This is a genomic window from Pseudescherichia sp. (genome assembly GCF_031998825.1).
Lineage (GTDB): Bacteria > Pseudomonadota > Gammaproteobacteria > Enterobacterales > Enterobacteriaceae > Pseudescherichia.
Genome location: NZ_DAMACX010000002.1, coordinates 18,798 through 41,314, shown reverse-complemented (window position 1 = coordinate 41,314; position 22,517 = coordinate 18,798). Strand labels below are relative to the sequence as shown.

General features: G+C 57.6%; 21 protein-coding genes. 16 read left to right on the top strand and 5 right to left on the bottom strand.

Going from position 1 to position 22,517, the window contains the following annotated elements; all coding sequences use genetic code 11:
• Positions 1–31 precede the first annotated feature (31 nt).
• From pspF to RTP97_RS01285, 3 genes are all read left to right on the top strand, one after another.
• On the top strand, positions 32–1,006 hold the full coding sequence (pspF, locus tag RTP97_RS01295; RefSeq protein WP_312410156.1) for a phage shock protein operon transcriptional activator: 975 nt from the start codon (positions 32–34) through the stop codon (positions 1,004–1,006).
• A gap of 193 nt (positions 1,007–1,199) precedes the next feature.
• On the top strand, positions 1,200–1,565 hold the full coding sequence (locus tag RTP97_RS01290) for a hypothetical protein (RefSeq protein WP_312410153.1): 366 nt from the start codon (positions 1,200–1,202) through the stop codon (positions 1,563–1,565).
• Positions 1,566–1,575: 10 nt separating this feature from the next.
• Positions 1,576–3,672, top strand: a complete 2,097-nt coding sequence (locus RTP97_RS01285; RefSeq protein ID WP_312410150.1) for a pyrroloquinoline quinone-dependent dehydrogenase — start codon at positions 1,576–1,578, stop codon at positions 3,670–3,672.
• A gap of 73 nt (positions 3,673–3,745) precedes the next feature.
• On the opposite strand, the gene yajD is transcribed toward RTP97_RS01285, so the two are convergent.
• A complete protein-coding gene (gene yajD / locus RTP97_RS01280; RefSeq protein ID WP_103820051.1) occupies positions 3,746–4,090 on the bottom strand; it encodes an HNH nuclease YajD in 345 nt (114 codons plus the stop codon).
• A 65-nt stretch (positions 4,091–4,155) separates the two neighbouring features.
• Entirely contained in the window at positions 4,156–5,073 is a 918-nt protein-coding gene (locus RTP97_RS01275; RefSeq protein WP_312410147.1) for a LysR family transcriptional regulator, read from the bottom strand.
• A 141-nt stretch (positions 5,074–5,214) separates the two neighbouring features.
• Between RTP97_RS01275 and RTP97_RS01270 the strand changes: the two genes are divergently transcribed.
• The 13 genes from RTP97_RS01270 to osmB all read left to right on the top strand — a co-directional run bounded on the left by RTP97_RS01270 (position 5,215) and on the right by osmB (position 19,969).
• Entirely contained in the window at positions 5,215–6,621 is a 1,407-nt protein-coding gene (locus tag RTP97_RS01270) for an MFS transporter (protein WP_312410146.1), read from the top strand.
• Between the two features lie 90 nt (positions 6,622–6,711).
• A complete protein-coding gene (sapA, locus tag RTP97_RS01265) occupies positions 6,712–8,358 on the top strand; it encodes an ABC transporter substrate-binding protein SapA (protein ID WP_312410144.1) in 1,647 nt (548 codons plus the stop codon).
• Complete coding sequence (gene sapB, locus RTP97_RS01260) at positions 8,355–9,320, top strand: putrescine export ABC transporter permease SapB (protein ID WP_312410141.1); 966 nt, start codon at positions 8,355–8,357, stop codon at positions 9,318–9,320. The genes sapA and sapB overlap by 4 nt, the downstream gene beginning before the upstream one ends.
• The gene (gene sapC, locus RTP97_RS01255; RefSeq protein WP_312410139.1) at positions 9,307–10,197 is read left to right on the top strand and encodes a putrescine export ABC transporter permease SapC; all 891 of its coding nucleotides are present in this window, start codon (positions 9,307–9,309) and stop codon (positions 10,195–10,197) included. Before sapB ends, sapC begins: the two co-directional genes overlap by 14 nt.
• Positions 10,197–11,189 carry a putrescine export ABC transporter ATP-binding protein SapD gene (gene sapD / locus RTP97_RS01250; RefSeq protein WP_312410137.1) on the top strand — a complete coding sequence of 331 codons (993 nt, stop codon included), beginning with the start codon at positions 10,197–10,199 and terminating at the stop codon, positions 11,187–11,189. Before sapC ends, sapD begins: the two co-directional genes overlap by 1 nt.
• 1 nt (position 11,190) lies before the next feature.
• Positions 11,191–11,997, top strand: a complete 807-nt coding sequence (gene sapF, locus RTP97_RS01245; protein WP_103820044.1) for a putrescine export ABC transporter ATP-binding protein SapF — start codon at positions 11,191–11,193, stop codon at positions 11,995–11,997.
• A gap of 122 nt (positions 11,998–12,119) precedes the next feature.
• Positions 12,120–12,908, top strand: a complete 789-nt coding sequence (gene fabI / locus RTP97_RS01240; protein ID WP_103820043.1) for an enoyl-ACP reductase FabI — start codon at positions 12,120–12,122, stop codon at positions 12,906–12,908.
• Between the two features lie 140 nt (positions 12,909–13,048).
• Positions 13,049–14,203 (top strand): CMD domain-containing protein, encoded by a 1,155-nt coding sequence (locus tag RTP97_RS01235; RefSeq protein WP_312410135.1) that lies wholly within the window; start codon positions 13,049–13,051, stop codon positions 14,201–14,203.
• Positions 14,204–14,281: 78 nt separating this feature from the next.
• Positions 14,282–16,216, top strand: a complete 1,935-nt coding sequence (locus RTP97_RS01230) for an exoribonuclease II (RefSeq protein ID WP_312410133.1) — start codon at positions 14,282–14,284, stop codon at positions 16,214–16,216.
• Between the two features lie 211 nt (positions 16,217–16,427).
• A complete protein-coding gene (gene pdeR / locus RTP97_RS01225; protein WP_312410132.1) occupies positions 16,428–18,419 on the top strand; it encodes a cyclic di-GMP phosphodiesterase in 1,992 nt (663 codons plus the stop codon).
• Positions 18,420–18,534: 115 nt separating this feature from the next.
• Positions 18,535–18,717 (top strand): hypothetical protein, encoded by a 183-nt coding sequence (locus RTP97_RS01220; RefSeq protein WP_312410129.1) that lies wholly within the window; start codon positions 18,535–18,537, stop codon positions 18,715–18,717.
• A 5-nt stretch (positions 18,718–18,722) separates the two neighbouring features.
• The gene (locus RTP97_RS01215; protein WP_312410127.1) at positions 18,723–19,481 is read left to right on the top strand and encodes a DNA-binding transcriptional regulator YciT; all 759 of its coding nucleotides are present in this window, start codon (positions 18,723–18,725) and stop codon (positions 19,479–19,481) included.
• Between the two features lie 272 nt (positions 19,482–19,753).
• A complete protein-coding gene (osmB, locus tag RTP97_RS01210) occupies positions 19,754–19,969 on the top strand; it encodes an osmotically-inducible lipoprotein OsmB (protein WP_042394288.1) in 216 nt (71 codons plus the stop codon).
• Between the two features lie 131 nt (positions 19,970–20,100).
• Here osmB and yciH read toward each other — a convergent pair whose 3' ends face one another.
• The 3 genes from yciH to lapB all read right to left on the bottom strand — a co-directional run bounded on the left by yciH (position 20,101) and on the right by lapB (position 22,515).
• Positions 20,101–20,427: a stress response translation initiation inhibitor YciH gene (gene yciH, locus RTP97_RS01205; RefSeq protein ID WP_312410124.1), complete on the bottom strand. Its 327-nt coding sequence runs from the start codon at positions 20,425–20,427 to the stop codon at positions 20,101–20,103.
• Positions 20,427–21,164: an orotidine-5'-phosphate decarboxylase gene (pyrF, locus tag RTP97_RS01200; RefSeq protein WP_312410122.1), complete on the bottom strand. Its 738-nt coding sequence runs from the start codon at positions 21,162–21,164 to the stop codon at positions 20,427–20,429. Before pyrF ends, yciH begins: the two co-directional genes overlap by 1 nt.
• A gap of 181 nt (positions 21,165–21,345) precedes the next feature.
• A complete protein-coding gene (gene lapB, locus RTP97_RS01195) occupies positions 21,346–22,515 on the bottom strand; it encodes a lipopolysaccharide assembly protein LapB (protein ID WP_312410120.1) in 1,170 nt (389 codons plus the stop codon).
• Positions 22,516–22,517: the final 2 nt, after the last annotated feature.

Genomic DNA, 22,517 nt, shown 5'->3' with positions numbered 1-22,517 from the left:
TGAATAACACTAACTAATAGCGAATTTCATCATGGCGGAATACAAGGATAATCTTCTCGGCGAGGCCAATAGCTTTCTCGAGGTGCTGGAGCAGGTTTCACGTCTTGCCCCGCTGGATAAGCCGGTGCTGATTATCGGCGAACGCGGAACGGGCAAGGAGCTGATCGCCAACCGCCTGCACTTTCTCTCCGGACGCTGGGACGGGCCGTTTATCTCGCTGAACTGTGCCGCCCTCAACGAGAACCTGCTGGACACCGAGCTTTTCGGTCACGAAGCCGGGGCCTTTACCGGCGCGCAAAAACGCCACCCAGGCCGCTTCGAGCGCGCTGACGGTGGGACGCTGTTTCTCGACGAGCTGGCCACCGCCCCCATGCTGGTTCAGGAAAAGCTGCTGCGGGTGATTGAGTACGGCGAGCTGGAGCGCGTCGGCGGCAGCCAGCCGTTACAGGTTAACGTCCGGCTGGTGTGTGCCACTAATGCCGATCTGCCTGGGATGGTGCGCGACGGCACGTTCCGCGCCGACCTTCTCGATCGACTGGCCTTTGATGTGGTACAGCTTCCGCCCCTGCGTGAGCGGCAGAGCGATATTATGCTGATGGCGGAACACTTCGCGATCCAGATGTGCCGCGAGCTGGGGCTGCCGCTGTTTCCTGGCTTTACCGAACGCGCCCGCGAGACGCTGCTCCACTACCGTTGGCCAGGTAATATTCGCGAACTGAAGAACGTGGTAGAGCGCTCGGTCTACCGCCACGGCACCAGCGAGGTGGCGCTGGATGAAATTATTATCGATCCTTTCCAGCGTACCGCCTCTCCCGAGCCGGTGACGGAAACGTTGTCTGGCGCGCCAGGCCTGCCGCTGGATCTGCGCCAGTTTCAAAACCAGCAGGAGAAGACTTTGCTGGAGGCCGCGCTACAGCAGGCAAAATTTAACCAGAAGCGTGCGGCAGAGCTGCTCGCCCTGACCTACCATCAGCTCAGGGCGCTGTTGAAAAAGCATGGGCTGTAGGGACGGTGTCAGTCGGCGCTGCGACTTAACGCCCCATATAAAAATCCTTCTTCTATACTCAGTTACGTTTAGTGGACTATGCCGCTTTTATTCTTTTGCGTGGAATATTTTCCTGCGCGTTTAACACCGGCCTACGTCCACCATTACGGCATATTCATCATTGTTCATTTTTTTGATAGGGGGATCTCCTGGTATGTTGCAAACTCAACCCTCACGCTTCGGCAGTATACTGCTGCTGCTGTCAGCCGTGATTGGCTTCGCGGTGGCTTTATACGCGTGGCTGACGCCGCTGACCGGCGTCACCGGCACTATTGGTGTGCTGGGTGTGGCCATCGCCAGCGTGTTACTGGCGCTGCTGGCCTTACTACTGCGTGGCGCATCCCACCGTGGAACACGCATTTTTCTGATTATTGTCACGCTTGTCCTGTTGTTCGGTATTGGTTTTGCAGCCGCGCTGCTGCATCAATACATTATTACCGCAGCAATGGTGGTCGGCCTGATTGGTCTGATTGCGCTGAGCAGCAATTCCGTTCGCCCCAATCATCGTGCCAGAGCCTGAGGAGCCGCCCGTGCAAAACGAAAAACACTCGCCATTACTGAAAGTCAGCATGACGGCGCTGGCATTGCTGGTTACTCCCCTGACGTTGCAGGCGCAGGATAAAGCCGCTGAGGCATCGCAGGGAACCCAGGAAGAGCTCAACGTGGATGCGGCCGATCAGCAGGCGCCCGGCACCACGAAAACCACTGACGATGCCTCAACGGGCAAAAATGATGGACAGAAAGTAGAGTCTGCCGCGCAGCCAGCGACACCACTGGTTCCTTCTACGGCCACCTGGGACAGTTTTCATGGTCAGCTTAACGCCCAGAAATACAGTCCGCTGACGCAAATCACGGCGGATAATGTCAATAAATTAACCAAAGTCTGGGAGTTTCATACCGGTGACGTCTCGGACGGTAAAGGTGATACCCCTGCCACCGTCTGGTCAGCGACCCCTGTTTTTGCCAACGAGACAATTTACATTGGTACGCCTTTCGATCGACTGATTGCGCTCGATCCCGGCACGGGGAAAGAGAAGTGGCATTACGATACCAAATCATCACGCAAAGCGCTGACCCAGCCGGTACTGAAAAACCGTGGCGTCTCTTACTGGCAGGCTAAAAATCCGGTCGCCGGACAAGCGTGCCAGAAGATCGTTTATATGGGCACCGTGGATGGCAACCTCTATGCGCTGGATGCCGATTCAGGTAAACCGTGCAGCGACTTTGCTGACAATGGTGTACTGAATATCAATCAGTGGAACACGGTTAACGCTAAATACCCACTATCTATCCTGCAACCGCCTACCGTAGTTGGCAACCACCTGCTGGTTGGCTGGGCTGGCAAGGACTGGGCTTATGCCGAAGCGCCTCCGGGGGCGGTGTTCTCAATCAATGCGCAAACCGGCGAGCGTGAGTGGACCTTCGAGGCGATTCCGGCAGAGATCCGTAAAAGCACCGGGACAGCCAACGTCTGGACCCACATGTCTGCCGATGAGGCTAATGGTCTGGTCTATCTGCCAGTTTCATCACCGTCCCCCAACTACTGGGGCGGCAATCGCGTTAAGCCTATTCCGCTTGGCACCTCCACTACCGCGCTGGATATCAATACCGGCAAAGTGGTCTGGTCTCGCCAGTGGGTGCATCACGACGTGTGGGATTACGATATTAACTCTGCGCCGACCCTGATGGATATTACGGTCGACGGTAAGCAGATCCCGGCGTTAATTCAGGCTACCAAGCAGGGCTTTTTGTTTGTTGTGAACCGCCTGACAGGCGAGGATGTCTGGCCTATCGAGGAGCGTCCTGTCCCGCAGGGTGATGGTTCAGTACAGGGCGAGGTGCTTTCGCCAACCCAGCCCTTCCCGACTAAGCCTGCGCCGCTGCTCGACCAATCGAAGAAGCCAGAGATCTGGAAACTGGCAGATATGGTGGGTGCCGGCCAGTGTTCCCGCCTGTGGGATAACCTGACCTACGAGGGTATGTACACGCCACCGACCACCAAGGGCGAAGGTACGCTGACCTACCCAGACAGTGCGGGTGGCGTCCAGTGGGGCGGCGTAGCGTTCGATCCACAAAAACAGATTGCCATCGTTAATACCTCGCACATTGTGCAGTATGTGAAGCTCTACAGTCGCGAAGATTATGACAACGCGGATAAAGACTCTGGCAACGAGAGCGGCTTTGCTCCTCAGGAGGGTGCCCCTTACGGCATGCGTCTGTTAGTCGCTAATAACTGGCTGGGTATGCCATGCTGGCAGCCGCCGTTTGGTGAAATCGTGGCGCTGGATATGCACACGGGTGATGTGAAGTGGCGTCGTCCGGTTGGCGCGTCGCAGCAGTATGGCTTCTTTATGCCAGAAAGCTGGGGCTCGCCCACCATTGGTGGCCCTGCCGTAACGGCGGGCGGCGTGATCTTCATCGGTGCGTCAATGGATGCCAAAGTGCGCGCCTACTCTGTAGACAGTGGCGAAGAGCTGTGGTCCGATCAGGTTGAGGCCCCTGCGGTAGCGAATCCGTCGATCTATGAGTACAAAGGCCGGCAGTATGTCGCGTTCGTCGCCGGGGGGAACACTATCCTGAAGGATCAGGTGGGCGATCAGGTCGTGGTGTACGCGCTGCCTGAATAGCCGTTCGACATCATATCAATGTAAATAGCGTGGGGCCTCAGTGCCCCACTTTTTTATGCGGAGTGAAAACGCATTACTTCTTATTCAGCATCGCTTTCAGGTCGGCAAACGGATTATAGGTTGCTGCTCCTACGTCTTTCTGCGCATCCTCTCCGGCCACGACGGTTGTGCCGTACTGATCGGCTTCAGTATATTTTGAGTGCTCGTGATCGTGGCAGTAGAGGCACAGCAGCTCCCAGTTACTGCCGTCCGGCGGATTATTGGTGTGATCGTGATCGATATGGTGCACCGTTAACTCCCGCAGGTTCGAGTAGACAAACTCACGCGAGCAGCGCCCGCAGACCCACGGATAAATTTTCAGCGCCCTTTCCCGGTAGTCTGACTCCAGACGGGCATAGTTCTTAGGGATGATAGCCATCGCAGGCAATCCTTACGGTAACGAAAGTATCTTCCTATAGTAAGCCAATGCACGGCGCTCGCCAATCACTGTTGAGGGGCCGGAGCGTGCTGACGACAGACCCCCAGCACAAACTGGCGTAGCCAGCGGTGCGCCGGATCGGCCTCGGCACGCGGGTGCCACATCTGGGAGAGCGTAATGCCACGCACCTTTACCGGCAGTTCAAACATGCAATACGCCGCAGCAGGCTGATGGATAAGAAACGAGGCGGGGATCAGCCCCACCAGATCGGACGCCAGCGCCACCGCCAGCGCAGCGGGAAAACCCGGTACAACGGCAGCAATATTCCGCTCAAGGCCCTGCTCAGCCAGCGCCTCATCTACCGGCCCGGCGGTACGCCCCCGACGGGAGGCCACTACGTGGGCATGGGCGAGGTAGTCGCTGACGCCTACCCCGGACAGCGCTGATAGCGGATGCCCTGGCCTCACTACCCCAACAAAGCGATCGCGAAACAGCGCCTGAATGCGGATCTCCGGCCCCATCTCCCCCAACACGCCAATCTCCAGATCGACCAGCCCTTCACGCAGCGCCTTCGCGCTCTTTTCCGCCCTGGCGACAAATCGCAGACGCACGTGCGGGGCGCACTTCGCGGCGGCTACAATCAGCGTCGGGCCAAAGGCTTCGATGAAACCATCGTTGGTACGCAGCACGAAAGTACGATCGAGCGTCGACAGATCCACCCCAGCTGGGGAGGGCCGCAGCAGCGCCAGCGCCTCAAACAGCGTGCGCTGCGCGCCTTCACGCATGGCCTCTGCCCGGGGCGTCAATACCATACTGCGTCCAGCGCGCACCAGCAGCGGATCGCCGGTTACCGCACGCAGGCGGCTAAGCGTCCGGCTCATCGCCGATGCGCTCAGCCCCAGACGACGCGCAGCGCCCGCCACGCTAACTTCAGCCAGCAGCGCATCGAGGGCAATAAGCAGGTTCAGATCGGGAGCATTCATCCACCTATCTTACTCTGCGCGTCTGGTTTGAGGGAAGGCGTCTGGTGCAGGTTATAACTGCAAATGCTGCGTCTTCCGCCCTGCCATGCCGCTCATTAGGCTTTATACATCGAATGCATGAACATAACAGAGGTGAACAAAGTGGAGCTTTTTTCTGCAAGACCGGGGGATGAGGGTTTAGCGGGACGCGAACGCGCGCTGGCTATGGCTGCCGTCATGACCAGTACCACAATGGCCGTGTTTGATGGCGTCATCGTCAACGTTGCGCTGCCGCCCATTGCCCACGCGCTGGCGGTGCCTGCCCAGTCTGCCGTGTGGGTCGCCAATGGCTATCTACTGTCGGCCGCGATGACGCTGGCTATTTTTGCCGCGCTTGCCCGTCGCGTTGGCTTTCGCGCCCTGTTTGCCTTCGGTCTGGGTCTGTTTACGCTGGCCTCGCTGGGCTGCGCCCTCTCCTCTTCGCTTACCATGCTGACTGGCTGGCGCATCGTGCAGGGCGTTGGCGGGGCAGCGACCTTAAGTATTGCTCCAGCGATCTTACGATCCGTTTTTCCTACCCGCCTGCTGGGGCGTATTCTGGGCCTTCATGCTCTGCTGATTGCCGCCAGCACGGCCATCGCGCCGGTGCTGGGCGGTACGCTGCTCTCTCTCCTGAGCTGGCAGTGGCTGTTTGCTATCAATATCCCGCTGGGAATTGTCGCGTTAACTCTGACGCTTCAGGCGATCCCCGATAACCGCGCACCCGGCCGCGAATCCTTTGATATGGCTGGCGCGGTACTGTCAGCGATGATGCTGGGTGGGCTGATTATGGCGGCAAACGTTTTCTCCCGTCCCGGTCAGGCACAAACTCAACTGTGGACGGCAGCAGGATATGGTAGCGTCGCAATAGCCGCTGGGCTGACATTTATTTGGCACCAGCGACGTACGTCATACCCGCTCATGCCGCTGGAGCTCTTTGCCTCGCCGCGCTTTTCACTGGCGGCGCTCACCTCGCTGGCCTCATTCGTTAGCCAGGGAGTGACCTTTATTGCTCTGCCGTTCCTGTTTCAAAGCGTCTACGGGTATAGCGTCTTTGCCTCGGCGCTGCTCTTCACGCCCTGGCCGCTGGGTATTATGCTGGCCGCTCCCCACGCAGGACGGCTGGCCGATCGCTATCCCGCAGCGATGATCTCCACGGTTGGTTTAGCCCTTTTTACCCTGGGTTTAACGCTGCTGGCGCTGCTTCCTGAGCAGGCTCATGCCTGGGATATCGGCATGCGCAGCCTGGTTTGCGGCATAGGGTTTGGCTGTTTTCAAAGTCCTAACAACCGTGAAATGCTGGCAAACGCCTCGCGAGCACACAGCGGCTACGCCTCCGGGGTACTGGCCATTATGCGTACCTTCGGTCAGTGCCTGGGCGGTGCGTTAGTGGGCGTAATCATGTCGATTTCAGCGCCAGCCGGCGCTCAGGCGGCGGACGCGGTTCGCCTGAGCCTGTGGGTTGCGGTGCTGGCGACCGTGCTGGCTCTCCTTTTTAGCCTAAGCCGCATACGAAACCGGCCTGATTGACGACTTTTGCGCCGCTTATCCGCAGACATTTTTACGTAGCCATACTAAGTGCGATACACTTTGTAAATCGGTCTTACAGCTAAAGAAATTATGCGCCTGATTATATCTTCCCTGCTCATGGCAGTCGGCCTGTTAAGCGGACACGTCCAGGCTGCGCCTGCGGATCCCGCTGCGGCGGATATTCGTAATAGCGGCTTTGTCTACTGTGTGAATGGCCAGGTTAATACCTTCAATCCGCAAAAAGCGAGCAGCGGCCTGATTGTGGATACCCTGGCGGCCCAGCTTTACGATCGCCTGCTGGATGTGGATCCTTACACCTATCGTCTGGTACCTGAGCTGGCAGAGAGCTGGGAGGTGCTGGATAACGGCGCGACCTACCGTTTCCGCCTGCGCAGCAACGTCGCCTTCCAGAAAACGCCGTGGTTTACGCCGGGGCGGGCGCTCAACGCCGATGACGTGGTCTTTAGCTTCCAGCGCATTTTCGATCGCCATCACCCGTGGCATAACGTCAACGGCAGCAGTTTTCCCTATTTTGATAGCTTACAGTTTGCCGACTCGGTCGAAAGCGTGCGCAAGCTCGACAGCCGCACGGTGGAGTTTCGCCTGAAAAAACCGGATGCCTCATTCCTGTGGCATCTGGCAACGCACTACGCTTCGGTGATGTCCGCCGAATACGCAGACCAGCTGGCTAAGCGCGATCGTCAGGAGCTGCTGGATCGCCAGCCGGTAGGCACCGGGCCGTTCCAGCTTGCCGAATACCGCACCGGCCAGTATATCCGCCTGCAACGCCACGTTAAGTTCTGGCGCGGCCAGCCGCTGATGCCGCAGGTGGTGGTCGATCTGGGGTCCGGGGGCACCGGGCGGCTATCGAAGCTGCTGACCGGCGAGTGCGATGTGCTGGCCTGGCCCGCAGCCAGCCAGCTGACGATTTTACGTGACGATCCGCGCCTGCGCCTGACCCTGCGTCCAGGGATGAACATCGCCTATCTGGCGTTTAATACCGACAAAGCACCGCTGAATAACCCGGCCGTGCGTCACGCGCTGGCCTTGGCGATCAACAACCAGCGTCTGATGCAGTCGATCTACTACGGTACGGCGGAGACCGCCGCCTCGATCCTGCCCCGCGCCTCCTGGGCCTACGACAGCGAAGCCAAAATCACCGAGTACAATCCGGCCAAAGCCAAACAGCAGCTGGCGGCGCTGGGCCTGGAGAACATGACTCTGCAACTGTGGGTGCCCACCAGCTCCCAGGCATGGAACCCCAGCCCGCTGAAAACTGCCGAGCTTATTCAGGCGGACATGGCACAGGTGGGCGTAAAAGTCATGATTGTTCCCGTTGAGGGGCGCTTCCAGGAGGCCAGGCTGATGGATATGAACCACGACCTGACCCTCTCTGGCTGGTCAACGGACAGCAACGACCCCGACAGCTTCTTCCGCCCGCTGCTCAGCTGCGCCGCTATCGAGTCGCAAACTAACTTTGCCCACTGGTGCCACCGGGAGTTTGATACCATATTGCAGAAGGCCCTGACCTCTCAGCAGCTGGCGTCACGTATCGAGGCCTACGATGAGGCCCAGACGATCCTGGCCCGTGAGCTGCCGGTGCTGCCGCTGGCCTCCTCCCTGCGTCTTCAGGCCTACCGCTATGACATCAAAGGACTCGTACTCAGCCCGTTCGGCAACGCTTCGTTTGCCGGCGTCTCGCGCGAACCTGAAAAAGAAGAGGTGAAGCAACCATGATCATCTTTACGCTGCGCCGCCTGCTTCTGCTGCTGGTCACGCTATTCCTGCTGACCTTTGTGGGATTCAGCCTGAGCTACTTTACCCCTCACGCGCCGCTGCAGGGAGCCTCGCTGTGGAACGCCTGGTTCTTCTGGTTTAAAGGGGTGCTGCACTGGGACTTTGGCGTCTCCAGCATCAACGGTCAGCTGATCTCCGAGCAGCTCAAGGAGGTCTTCCCGGCTACCATGGAGCTGTGTATTCTCGCCTTTGGCTTTGCGCTGGTGGTGGGTATTCCGGTGGGCATGATGGCCGGTATTATGCGCGGAAAATGGCAGGATAAACTGATCAGCGCCCTGGCATTGATTGGCTTCTCGATCCCTATCTTCTGGCTGGCCCTGCTGCTTACCCTCTTCTTCTCCCTGACGCTGGGCTGGCTGCCAGTATCGGGCCGCTTCGATCTGCTCTATGAGGTGAAAACGGTCACCGGCTTTGCATTGATTGATGCGTGGCTCTCTGAGTCAATATGGCGTGAAGAGATGATCGTCAGCGCGCTGCGCCATATGGTCTTGCCGGTGCTGACCCTGGCGGTTGCGCCGACCACCGAGGTGATCCGCCTGATGCGCATCAGCACTATGGATGTGTTTGAGCAGAACTACATCAAAGCTGCCGCCACGCGCGGCCTGTCGCGCCTGTCTATTCTGCGTCGCCACGTGCTGCATAACGCCCTGCCACCGGTGATCCCGCGCCTTGGATTGCAGTTCTCCACCATGCTGACGCTGGCAATGATCACCGAGATGGTCTTTAGCTGGCCGGGTCTGGGGCGCTGGATCATCAACGCCATCCGCCAGCAGGACTATGCGGCCATCTCCGCCGGGGTGATGGTAATCGGCGCGCTGGTCATTATTGTTAACGTCCTCTCCGATATTCTGGGCGCGCTGGCGAACCCTTTGAAACATAAGGAATGGTATGCCCTCCGATAATGTCTATAACGAGAAGCAGACCCCCGGTGCGCTGCGCACGGTGTGGCGCAAATTTTATGGCGATACGACCGCCATGGTGGGGCTCTACGGCTGCGCCGGGCTGGTGCTGTTATGCCTCTTTGGCCGCTGGTTTGCCCCCTACGGTATCGATCAGCAGTTCCTCGGCTACCAGCTTTTGCCGCCCTCGTGGTCGCGCTACGGGGATGTCTCATTCTTCCTCGGTACGGACGACCTGGGCCGCGACGTGCTTAGCCGCCTGCTCAGCGGCGCGGCGCCAACGGTAGGCGGCGCGTTTGTCGTTACCCTGGCGGCAACGATCTGCGGCCTGGTGCTCGGCGTGGTGGCTGGAGCCACTCACGGCCTGCGTTCGGCGGTGCTGAACCATGTGCTCGATACGCTGCTCTCCATCCCCTCTCTGCTACTGGCGATCATCGTCGTGGCCTTTGCCGGGCCGCACCTCTCCCATGCGATGTTTGCCGTCTGGCTGGCGCTGCTGCCGAGGATGGTACGATCGGTCTACAGCATGGTGCACGACGAGCTGGAGAAGGAGTATGTGGTCGCCGCCCGGCTGGACGGTGCCACGACGCTCAATATTTTATGGTTCGCGGTGCTGCCGAACATGACCGCGGGCCTGGTGACTGAGATCACCCGGTCGCTGTCGATGGCTATCCTCGACATTGCCGCGCTGGGCTTTCTCGATCTTGGCGCGCAGCTGCCCTCTCCGGAATGGGGAGCGATGCTGGGCGACGCGCTGGAGCTTATCTACGTTGCGCCCTGGACAGTGATGCTGCCGGGGGCGGCGATCATGGTAAGCGTATTACTGGTCAACCTGCTGGGCGACGGGATCCGCCGTGCGGTCAATGCGGGGGTGGAATAGTGCCACTACTTGATATTCGTAACCTGACCATTGAGGTCAAGACCGGCGAAGGCTGGGTCAGGGCCGTCGATCGCGTCACGCTTACCCTTGCCGAAGGTGAAATCCGCGGTCTGGTGGGCGAATCCGGCTCGGGCAAAAGCCTGATAGCCAAAGCGATCTGTGGCGTGACCAAAGACAACTGGCGGGTCACCGCCGACCGGATGCGCTTCGACGATGTGGATCTGATGCGCCTCTCGGCGCGCGAGCGGCGAAAACTCCTCGGCCACAACGTGTCGATGATTTTTCAGGAGCCGCAGTCCTGTCTCGATCCTTCCGAGCGCATTGGCAAACAGCTGATGCAGAACATTCCAGCCTGGACCTACAAGGGCCGCTGGTGGCAGCGCATGGGCTGGCGGAAACGTCGCGCCATTGAGCTGCTGCACCGGGTCGGTATACGCGATCATAAAGATGCGATGCGCAGCTTTCCTTATGAGCTGACTGACGGCGAGTGCCAGAAGGTGATGATTGCCATTGCGCTGGCGAACCAGCCGCGCCTGCTGATCGCCGATGAGCCGACCAACGCCATGGAGCCGACCACTCAGGCACAGATTTTCCGCCTGCTGACCCGGCTCAACCAAAACAACAACACCACCATTATTCTGATCAGTCACGACCTGCAGATGCTGAGCCAGTGGGCAGACCGGATCAATGTGATGTACTGCGGCCAGACCGTGGAGACCGCGCCGAGCGAGGAGCTGATCGCCACGCCGCATCATCCCTATACCCAGGCGTTGATCCGCGCTATTCCTGACTTCGGTAGCGCCATGCCGCATAAAAGCCGTCTGAATACGCTGCCGGGGGCGATCCCACTCCTTGAACATCTGCCGATTGGCTGTCGGCTGGGGCCGCGCTGCCCCTACGCCCAGCGTAAATGCATTGAGCGTCCCCTGCTGGCCGGACCTAAAAATCACCTCTTTGCCTGTCATTTCCCGTTAAATATGGAGAAGGAGTGAGATGGTCGACACCCTGCTGGAAGTACGTAACCTGAGTAAGACCTTCCGCTACCGCACCGGCTGGTTCCATCGGCAGACGGTAGAGGCGGTTAAGCCGCTCAGCTTTACCCTGCGGGAGAAGCAGACTCTGGCCATTATTGGTGAGAACGGCTCCGGTAAATCGACGCTGGCAAAAATGCTGGCGGGCATGATTGAGCCGACCACCGGCGAGCTGCTGATTGACGATAGCCCCCTGCGCTACGGCGACTACTCGTTTCGTAGCCAGCGCATCCGCATGATTTTTCAGGATCCCTCGACGTCGCTGAACCCGCGCCAGCGCATCTCGCAGATCCTCGACTTTCCGCTACGCCTGAATACCGACCTGGATCCTGAGGCGCGGCGACAGCGGGTGATTGAGACCCTGCGCATGGTGGGTCTGCTGCCGGATCACGTCAGCTACTATCCGCACATGCTCGCCCCTGGCCAGAAACAGCGTCTGGGACTGGCTCGGGCGCTGATCCTGCGCCCGAAGGTGATCGTAGCGGATGAAGCCCTGGCCTCGCTGGATATGTCGATGCGTTCGCAATTAATTAACCTGATGCTGGAATTGCAGGAGAAACAGGGTATCTCTTATATCTACGTTACCCAGCATATCGGTATGATGAAACACATCAGCGACCAGGTCATCGTGATGCACCAGGGCGAGGTGGTTGAGCGCGGCAGCACCGCTGAAGTGCTGGCCGCCCCGCTGCATGAGCTGACCCGTCGATTAATTGCCAGCCATTTTGGCGAGGCGCTGACGGCGGATGCCTGGCGAAAAGACCGCTAGCGCCACTCTTTAGGGTGGTCGGATTAACACATATGGCGACACGTGCTATTATCGCCGCGTTTTAACGACGCTCGCGGCCATATCTGACGAGCGCCACAACAATGAATATAAGGATTAGAGCTATGGGTTTTCTTTCCGGTAAGCGCATTCTGGTGACTGGCGTTGCCAGCAAACTCTCCATCGCATACGGCATCGCACAGGCTATGCATCGCGAAGGCGCTGAGCTGGCATTCACCTACCAGAACGACAAGCTGAAAGGCCGTGTTGAAGAGTTTGCCGCGCAGCTGGGTTCCAGCATCGTTCTGGAATGTGACGTTGCTAAAGACGAAAGCATCGACGGCCTGTTCGCTGAGCTGGCGAAAAGCTGGCCGAAGTTCGACGGCTTCGTGCACTCCATCGGTTTCGCACCGGGCGACCAGCTGGACGGCGACTACGTTAACGCCGTCACCCGTGAAGGCTTCAAAATTGCCCACGACATCAGCTCCTACAGCTTCGTTGCGCTGGCGAAAGCGTGCCGCTCCATGCTGAACCCGGACTCTGCTCTGCTGACCCTCTCTTACCTGGGTGCCGAGCGCGCTATTCCGAACTACAACGTAATGGGTCTGGCGAAAGCCTCTCTGGAAGCCAACGTGCGCTACATGGCGAACGCGATGGGTCCGGAAGGCGTGCGCGTGAACGGCATCTCCGCCGGTCCGATCCGTACCCTGGCCGCATCCGGCATCAAAGACTTCCGTAAAATGCTGGCCCACTGCGAAGCGGTCACCCCGATCCGCCGCACCGTCACCATCGAAGACGTAGGTAACACCGCGGCCTTCCTCTGCTCTAACCTCTCCGGCGGTATCTCCGGTGAAGTGGTTCACGTAGACGGTGGTTTCAGCATCGCCGCGATGAACGAGCTGGAACTGAAGTAAGCGTTCTCTTCCCCTCCCGTTCGGGAGGGGTCTCCCCGCTGTTTATGCTTTTCTGCTATTTATTATCACCTAACAATATTTTTCCCTCCGTTAGCGTTACGCCAGGATATTGATCGCCATTTTGAGATCAAGGAAAGCCCATGGAACAACGCCGTTTTTCCGGCAAAGGCCACTGGTATCATGAGACCCAGTCGAGTACCGGCCAGGCACAAGCGCTACCGTTAGTTCCCGAAGCCGCCACCGTCACCGATCGTTTTCTACTGGATCTTGTGCTGCCTGAGGATGTCATCGCCCCCTGTCAACGCTGGCTGGATCCTGCCCGCGCGCTTTACGACCGGCTCTTTCCCCGCAGCGTTAGCGTCAGTCGCCTGCGCACCTTTAGCGCCTACGATCGCCTGAGCACGGCGCTAACGGTAGCCCAGGTCTATGGCGTTCAGCGCCTGTGCAATCACTATGCCGCCCGCCTTGCCCCGCTGCCCGGCCCGGACTCCTCCCGTGAAAGTAACCATCGCCTGGCGCAGATCACCCAGTACGCCAGACAGCTCGCCAGCTCCCCGGAGGTGATTGACGCCCGTGCCCGCGAGCAGCTTGATGAGGTGGGACTGACCACCTGGGACATCGTGCTGATGGATCAGATTATCGGTTTTATTGGCTTCCAGGCGCGGGTTATCGCCACGTTGCAGGCCCTGATCAGCCAGCCTGTCCGCTGGCTCCCCGGCATGGAGATGCAGCAGGATGCCGCCGCCGAGCCCTTCCGCAACCATGATAGCCGCTGGACGCCGCAGCTTGAGAGCGTGGAGCGACACCTCGCCAGCGCGGCCCAGCTGGCATCGTTGGCCCAGTGGCAGCCGCTACCGACCCTGCGGGTTCTGACGCCCATTCTGGCCCATGAGCATCACCTGCTTAATGCGCTGGGGGCGGTTTTACAAAGCGATATGTGCGACACGCTTGATGCCTCGCTGGTCGACCTGGTGGCCCTGCTGACGGCGCGGATCAACGGCAGTCTGGACTGCTTCAACACCTTAGCGACGTCCGCCGTACCCGATGCGCCGATCGCCGCGTTGCGCAGCGGCGAGCAGGCATTAAATACGTGGAGCCAGGGCGATCCCCAGGCGCGAGCGGTTATCCAGGCCGTTCAGCTTTTAACCCGTGCCGCGGACAGGTTTAGCGCTGCCCACTTTACTCCCCTCGTTGAGCAGGGGCTTTCCCCGCAGCAGGCCGTTAATCTGCTGGCGTGGAGTGGTCTGTGCGGCTGGTTGAATCGTCTTAAAATCGCGCTAGGCGACACGCATTAGCGCGAAACAGCGCTTGCTGCGACACCCAGAATCGCGTAAAACTGTCAGCCGCTCTAATGGCCACGAAAATATAAAATTATGTTCCAGGACAACCCGCTGCTAGCGCAGCTTAAACAGCAACTGCATTCCCAAACGCCGCGTGCGGAAGGCGTCGTAAAAGGCACCGAAAAAGGCTTTGGCTTCCTTGAAGTCGACGGGCAGAAAAGCTATTTCATTCCGCCGCCGCAGATGAAAAAGGTAATGCATGGCGACCGCGTGATCGCCGTGATCCACAGTGACAAAGATCGGGAATCCGCCGAGCCGGAAGAGCTTGTCGAACCGTTCCTGACCCGTTTTGTCGGTAAAGTACACAGAAAAGACGATCGTCTCTCTATTGTACCGGATCATCCGTTGTTGAAAGAGGCTATTCCCTGCCGGGCCATGCGCGGCGTGGAGCATGATTTTAAAGAGGGCGACTGGGCGGTAGCCGAAATGCGTCGCCATCCGCTGAAAGGCGATCGCGGCTTTTACGCCGAGCTGACGCAGTTTATCACCTTCGGTGATGACCACTTCGTGCCGTGGTGGGTGACCCTTGCCCGCCACAATCTGGAGAAAGAGGCGCCGAACGGCGTGGCCACTGAGATGCTGGACGAAGGACTTGAGCGTGTCGACCTGACCGCTCTGGACTTTGTCACTATCGACAGCGCCAGCACCGAAGATATGGATGACGCTCTGTTTGTCGAAGCCCTGGCCGACGATAAATTGCAGCTGACCGTAGCCATTGCCGATCCCACCGCGTGGATTGCCGAAGGCAGCAAGCTGGACGATATCGCCAAAGTACGCGCTTTCACCAACTATCTGCCGGGCTTTAACATCCCGATGCTGCCCCGCGAGCTGTCAGACGATCTCTGCTCCCTGCGGGCGCAGGAAGTGCGTCCCGTACTCGCCTGCCGCATGATTATTGCCGCCGACGGCACTATTGAAGAGGATATCACCTTCTTCGCCGCGACCATCGAATCGAAAGCCAAGCTGGTTTATGACGACGTCTCCGACTGGCTGGAAGGCAAAGCAGGCTGGCAGCCGCCGTCAGAGGCGATTGCTAACCAGATCCGCCTCCTGCACCGCGTCTGCCTGAGCCGCAGCGAGTGGCGTACCCAGCACGCGCTGGTGTTTAAAGATCGCCCGGACTACCGCTTCGTGCTGGGTGATAAAGGCGAGGTGCTGAATATTGTCGCCGAGCCGCGCCGTATCGCTAACCGCATCGTGGAGGAGTCGATGATCTCCGCCAACATCTGTGCGGCACGCGTTCTGCGCGATAAGCTGGGCTTCGGGATCTACAACATCCATCTGGGGATCGATCCAGCGAATGGCGAAGCGCTGGCCGCGCTGCTGAAAACGCACGGCATGCATGTCGATGCTGAAGAGGTGTTGACCCTCGCAGGCTTCTGCAAGCTGCGCCGTGAACTCGATGCGCAGCCTTCAGGTTTCCTCGACAGCCGCATCCGCCGTTTCCAGTCCTTTGCTGAAATCAGCACCGAGCCGGGTCCTCACTTCGGTCTTGGCCTCGACGCCTATGCGACCTGGACTTCGCCTATCCGTAAGTATGGCGATATGATCAACCATCGTCTGCTGAAAGCGATTATCAAAAACGAAACCGTTGCCCGTCCGCAGGATGAGGCTACCTTGCAAATGGCCGAGCGCCGTCGTCTCAACCGTATGGCCGAGCGTGACGTCGGCGACTGGCTGTATGCCCGCTTCCTGAAGGACAAAGCCGGAACCGATACCCGCTTTGCTGCTGAGATTATCGATATCAGCCGCGGCGGTATGCGCGTGCGTCTGGTGGACAACGGCGCGGTCGCGTTTATTCCAGCTCCGTTCCTGCACGCCGTGCGTGATGAGATGGTTTGCAGCCAGGAGAACGGTACAGTAACGATTAAAGGCGAAACCGCGTATAAAGTGAGTGATGTGATTGATGTCACTATCGCTGAAGTTCGCATGGAGACGCGCAGCGTTATTGCCCGCCCGCAGGCCTAATTATCTCCGTGCCGTGTTGGCCTCGTGATAGACGAGGCCAACACCGTTTTGCCCTTCCCTCATGTAATAAATTTTCACTAATTCTGATTTTTAGCTGAAGCAGAAATATTATAATATCGCCTGAAAAAACAGCGTGTTCTGGTATAACCCTTGCGGCTTTGTCGATCTTAAAATGTGTGACCGTAGCGTGTTCAGCAGGACAGGAGGAAGCATGAAAGAGGATTTGGATCAAAGTGTGCTGTTTCGCTATTTGGGTTCAAGTAGCCCATTCTGGCGACTCTCAGCCGACAGCAATGCGCTACAGCTTGCCGCAAGTGAAAACGCCGAAATAAGCCAGACGATAACGCTTAACGATGAGCAGGCCGAGCAGATCAGGGCCATGACGGTGATCACCTCCAGCGTGACCACTACCCTACCCCTGTTGGGCAGCGACGTGCCCCTGCACCTGGTTGGCCGAAAAATCAGTCATACAGAGTGGGCGGGCACCGCCTCCTCCTGGAACGATACCTCTACCGTAACCCGGGATAGCGCTCAGGGCTTCTCTTTTGCTGAACAGGTGGTCTCTGAAGCCCACTCGGTGATTGTTATTCTCGATCGCCATGGCAATATCCAGCGCTTTAACCGGCTATGCGAAGAGTATACCGGTATGCGCGAGAAAGAGGTTATTGGCCAGAACGTTTTTACCCTATTCATGAGCCGCAAAGAGGCCGTCGCGTCACGACGCAATATTGCTAACTTTTTTCTTAGCGGTAGCTCGTACGAAGCTGAGCGCTGGATTAAAACGCGCAAAGGACAGCGGCTGTTTCTCTTCCGCAATAAATTCGTCCACAGCGGCAGCGGTAAAAATGAAATATTTCTTATCTGCTCCGGGACCGATATTACTGAGGAGCGTCGCGCCCAGGAGCGTCTGCGCGTGCTCGCAAATACCGACACCGTAACCGGTCTGCCTAACCGCAATGCTATCAACGAGCTTGTGAGCGACGCCATTGCGAAACGGGGTGACACCCAGGTGGGTATTGTCTATCTCGATCTCGATAATTTCAAAAAGGTAAACGACGCCTACGGGCATATGTTTGGCGATCAGCTTTTGCAGGCGGTTGCGCTGGCCATTTTAAGCTGTCTGGACGAGGGCCAGGTACTGGCAAGGCTCGGGGGCGATGAATTTATCGTGCTGGCGACGAAAACCTCGCAGGGCGCGCTGGAGGCGATGGCATCGAGGATCTTAACCCGTCTGCGCCAGCCCTTCCGCATCGGGCTTATTGAAGTCCATTCGGGATGCTCGCTGGGCATTTCGCTGGCTCCCCAACACGGTAAGGACCGGGAGAGCGTGATCCGCAACGCCGATACCGCCATGTATACGGCGAAAGAGAGCGGCCGGGGTAAGTTTTGCGTGTTTACCCCAGAGATGAACCAGCGCGTCTTTGAGTATCTGTGGCTGGACACTAACCTGCGCAAGGCGCTGGACGATAATCAACTGGTGATCTACTACCAGCCCAAGGTGACATGGCGCGGGGAGATCCGCAGCCTGGAGGCGCTGGTGCGCTGGCAGTCCCCGGAGCGTGGCCTTCTCGCCCCTACCGAGTTCATCTCCTATGCCGAGGAGTCCGGTCTGATCGTCCCTCTGGGGCGCTGGATCATGCTCGACGTATTGCAGCAGGTCGCTAAGTGGCGAGACAAGGGGTTAAACATGCGCGTGGCGGTGAACCTCTCCGCACGTCAGCTGGCGGACCAGACACTCTGCAGCGATCTCAGGCAGGCGCTTAACGATCTGCATTTTGAATACAGCCCAATCGACGTTGAGCTAACCGAAAGCTGCCTGATTGAAAACGAGGAGCTGGCCCTGTCGGTGATTGAGCAGTTCAGCGCCCTGGGGGCACAGGTGCATCTCGATGATTTTGGTACCGGCTACTCGTCGCTGTCGCAGCTGGCGCGCATCCCCATTGATGCCATCAAGCTCGACCAGTCCTTTGTGCGCGACGTGCATAAGCACTCCGTCTCGCAGTCGTTGGTACGGGCCATCGTCGCCGTGGCACAGGCGCTGAACCTGCAGGTGATAGCCGAGGGCGTTGAGAGCGCCAAAGAGGATGCCTTTTTGACGAAAAACGGCGTCAACGAACGCCAGGGATTTCACTTTGCCAAGCCTATGCCTGCGGCTGCATTTGAGCGCTGGTATAAGCGTTATCTGACGCGAAAAATGCGTTAGCCATCACTTTATTTCGGTTGCTTATGCTTTTTTGAGATTTATTTTTTTCTCCTTCTCTTTTTACACTATTTTTTGCATCATAAAATTTATTACCTTTTCAATCAGGAGTGACATGATGGCTGACATCGACGCAAAGCAACTGGCAGGACGCATTGATACCGTGCTCGATATTCTGGTTGCCGGTGATTATCACTCTGCCATTCATAATCTTGAAATTCTCAAGGCAGAGCTTCTGGCACTGAACGATGCAGAGCAGGCGCAAGGGCAAAATTCACCTAAAACGCCGTGGGAAATTTAATCGCAATGAATTCCCGACAACAAACTATTTTGCAGATGGTAATTGATAAGGGCCGGGTCAGCGTAACCGACCTGGCTAGAACAACCGGCGTTTCTGAAGTCACTATCCGTCAGGATCTGAATACGCTGGAGAAGCAGAGCTATTTGCGTCGTACCCACGGCTACGCCGTGCCGCTGGAAAGCGACGATGTAGAAACCCGGATGCTTAATAATTTTGCCCTTAAGCGCGAGCTGGCGGAATTTGCTGCTTCTACGGTAGAGCCGGGGGAAACGATATTTATTGAAAACGGCAGCAGCAATGCGCTGCTGGCGCGTACCCTCGCAGAGCAAAAAGATATCACTATTATTACGGTGAGCAGCTATATTGCCCATCTACTGAAAGAGACGCCCTGTGAGGTGATCCTGCTTGGCGGCATCTACCAGAAAAAAAGCGAGAGCATGGTAGGCCCACTGACGCGCCAGTATATTGCCCAGGTACACTTCAGTAAGGCCTTTATTGGCATAGATGGCTGGCAGCCTGAGACCGGTTTTACCGGGCGGGATATGATGCGCGCCGACGTCGTAAACGCCGTGCTCGAGAAGGGATGTGAAGCCATTGTGCTGACCGATAGCTCAAAGTTTGGCGCGGTTCACCCCTACCCGCTTGGTCAAAATAACCCTTTTAACAGAGTGATCACCGATGACAGGCTTAACCCTGCTACACAGCGCGAGCTGGAGCAGGCTGGCGTGCATGTCGATATCGTCAAATCCCCCCGCACGCGCTAACGCTTTTTTAGCCCATGAAAGTGGGCTATCTCCCTCATCTATGAGACTTTTCTGACGGTTCAATTAAGACTTTTTACCTGTCTGCCTGACGGGCAAGAAGTAAAATTATGTTCAGCGATATAACAGGATGTAACTATCACTCGCCTCGCTGAGGCGCGGTTTCCAGTAACAACTGTGTAACATAATTTACGGAAAAAGACTTTAGTGTGTCATAACCGCACTATACTTAAAGAGATTTCTTTCCGTGAATCGAAATTTCAGGAGAAAGTATTATGATGTTATCGAGCAAAAAAGCGGCAACTGTCGTACTGGCTGTCACACTGGCAATGTCTCTGAGCGCATGTTCAAACTGGTCCAAACGCGATCGTAACACCGCTATCGGTGCCGGCGCAGGTGCAATCGGTGGCTCAGTCTTAACCGATGGCAGCACCCTGGGTACCCTGGGTGGCGCAGCGGTAGGCGGGATTATCGGTCATCAGGTCGATTAATTATACGACGTAGCAGGTCTTTAAAAGAACGAATAAAGCGTTCTGGTAACGCCATAATACTTTCTTGCAGATCTGAATTACGCAGTACAGATATAAGGCCACGGCAAACGCCGTGGCTTATTTATTGGGCATTAGCCACCCGCCAGTTTCACCTTCATTCCTTTGGCTTCAAGTAATGTTTTAAGCAGATCGCGCTTGTCACCCTGAATTTCAATGACGCCCTCTTTCACCGATCCGCCGCATCCACACTTCTTTTTCAGCTCGGCTGCCAGCTTATTCAGGGATTCATCATCGCCCTCAACGCCGGTAATCAGGCAGACGCCTTTACCTTTACGTCCGCTGGTTTGCCGCTGAATACGCACAATGCCATCGCCTTTTGGCCGTTCAGGGGCCGCTTTTGGCTCATCGATACGCCCGGTTTCAGTAGAATAGACTAAACGGCTGTTGCTCTCTTTCATTACGCCCCCACGTTTAGCGACGCGTTAATAGCGTTAAGGGTCTGGGCAGGATCGGCAGACTGGGTCACCGGCCGACCGATAACCATATAGTCCACCCCCGCTACCAGCGCCTGCTGCGGGGTCATGATGCGGCGCTGATCGCCCACCTCGCTGCCTTCAGGGCGGATCCCTGGCGTCACCAGCTTAAATTCGTGCCCCAGCACGCTCTTGAAGCGCACCGCCTCTTGTGCAGAGCAGACAACGCCATCCAGACCACACTGCTTCGTCAGGCGCGCCAGGCGCTCGGCGTGCTCGGCAGGCGTGCTGGTGATGCCCAGGTCAAGCAGATCGCTGGCTTCCATGCTGGTCAACACCGTAACGGCAATAAGCAGCGGCGCGTCTTTGCCAAACGGCACCAGCGCCTCACGGGCTGCGCTCATCATGCGCGCGCCGCCGGAGGCATGGACATTGACCATCCAGACGCCGAGATCGGCTGCGGCGGCTACCGCATGAGCAGCGGTATTGGGAATGTCATGAAACTTCAGATCGAGAAACACCTCGAAGCCGCGCTGGTGAAGATCGCGCACAAACTGCGGCCCGAAACGGGTAAACATCTCTTTGCCTACCTTCAGACGGCAGTCGGTGGGATTAATGCGATCGACAAACTCCAGGGCGAGATCGCGGCTGGCATAGTCCAGGGCGACAACAACGGGAGAGTGGCACAGAGATGGGGAAGAAGATGAAGCAGTAGACGTCATGACCAGACCTTCTTGTTGATGAGCACGCGCGGGCGCAAACGGAATAAACGGGCAGCATTCTAACTGCGAGCGCGAAAAATTGACAGGGCGCATTTTTCGCTGACTGACCTGGTTGGCTCGGTGCTTGTTCTGAGAAGAGGTTATAAAAGTATGTTGTAACTAAAGAGGATCTTTTTTTAAATTACTGGCCGTCGAGACCGCGAATTGGCTTCACCGTTGACCATGCACGACAGGAGGGACAGTGCCAGTACATGGTGTAGGCCGTAAAACCACACTTCTGACAGCGGTAGCGCGGCTTGCTGCGGATCTGTTCTCCCACCATGTCACGCAGCGCCATCAGGCTCTCTTTTGCCCGCCCCTCTTCAGCATCGTGAAGATGGTAATCCATCAGCTTATGGAAAACGCGCATCGTCGGGTGACGCTGCAGCTGGCGGGTTACCGCCACCTGGGCCTGATCCTGACCTTCGTTCCGATCGATAATTTCTGCCAGCATCAGATCGGCAGTCGCACCGACGTTCTCTTCAACGCAGCGGGTGAGAAACTCGGCCCACTCCTCGGTTTTGCCCAGCTGCAGATAGCAGGTTTGCAGCATCTCCAGGGTTTCGCTGACCAGCTCTTTATCCTGGTCGATCACCCGCAGCAGGCTTTCTACCGCTTTAGCGTAGTCGCCTTTCGCCATCAGCACGCGCCCCATCATAATGGAGACGCGTGGGCTGGAGCGGTCGGCAGCAGCGCCTTTCTTCAGCAGCGCCATCGCGCGATCCATATCGTCGTTGCCCATCTGCTGTAGCGCAAGCTCGCAGTAAAAATGGGCAATTTCGCCACGCTGTTTATCTTTACCCAGCTTAACCAGCCGCTCGGCCACGTCGATCGCCTTTTGCCACTCGCTGGTGGCCTGGTAGATCTGCAGAAGCTGCTGTAGCGCCCCGATGCGAAAATCGGTTTCGTCCACCAGCTGGTTGAACATATCTTCGGCACGATCGTACATGCCAGCGGCCATGTAGTCGCGTCCAAGCTGCTGCACCGCCAGCAGGCGCTGATCGTAGGAGAGGGAAGCGCTCTCCATCAGGGTTTGATGGATGCGAATGGCGCGATCTACCTCGCCCCGGGAGCGGAACAGGTTGCCCAGGGTAAGATGCGCCTCAACGGTGCCGGTATCCTCTTTAAGCATGTCGAGGAACAGATCAACCGCCTTGTCCTGTTGGTTACTGAGCAGGAAGTTGACGCCGGCGACGTAATCACGTGACAGCCGGTTGGCCTCATCCTGCTTTGTTTGTTGCGCACTTCTGCGGCCCATATACCAGCCGTAGGCGGCTGCTACAGGTAACAGCAGAAACAACAGCTCCAGCATAG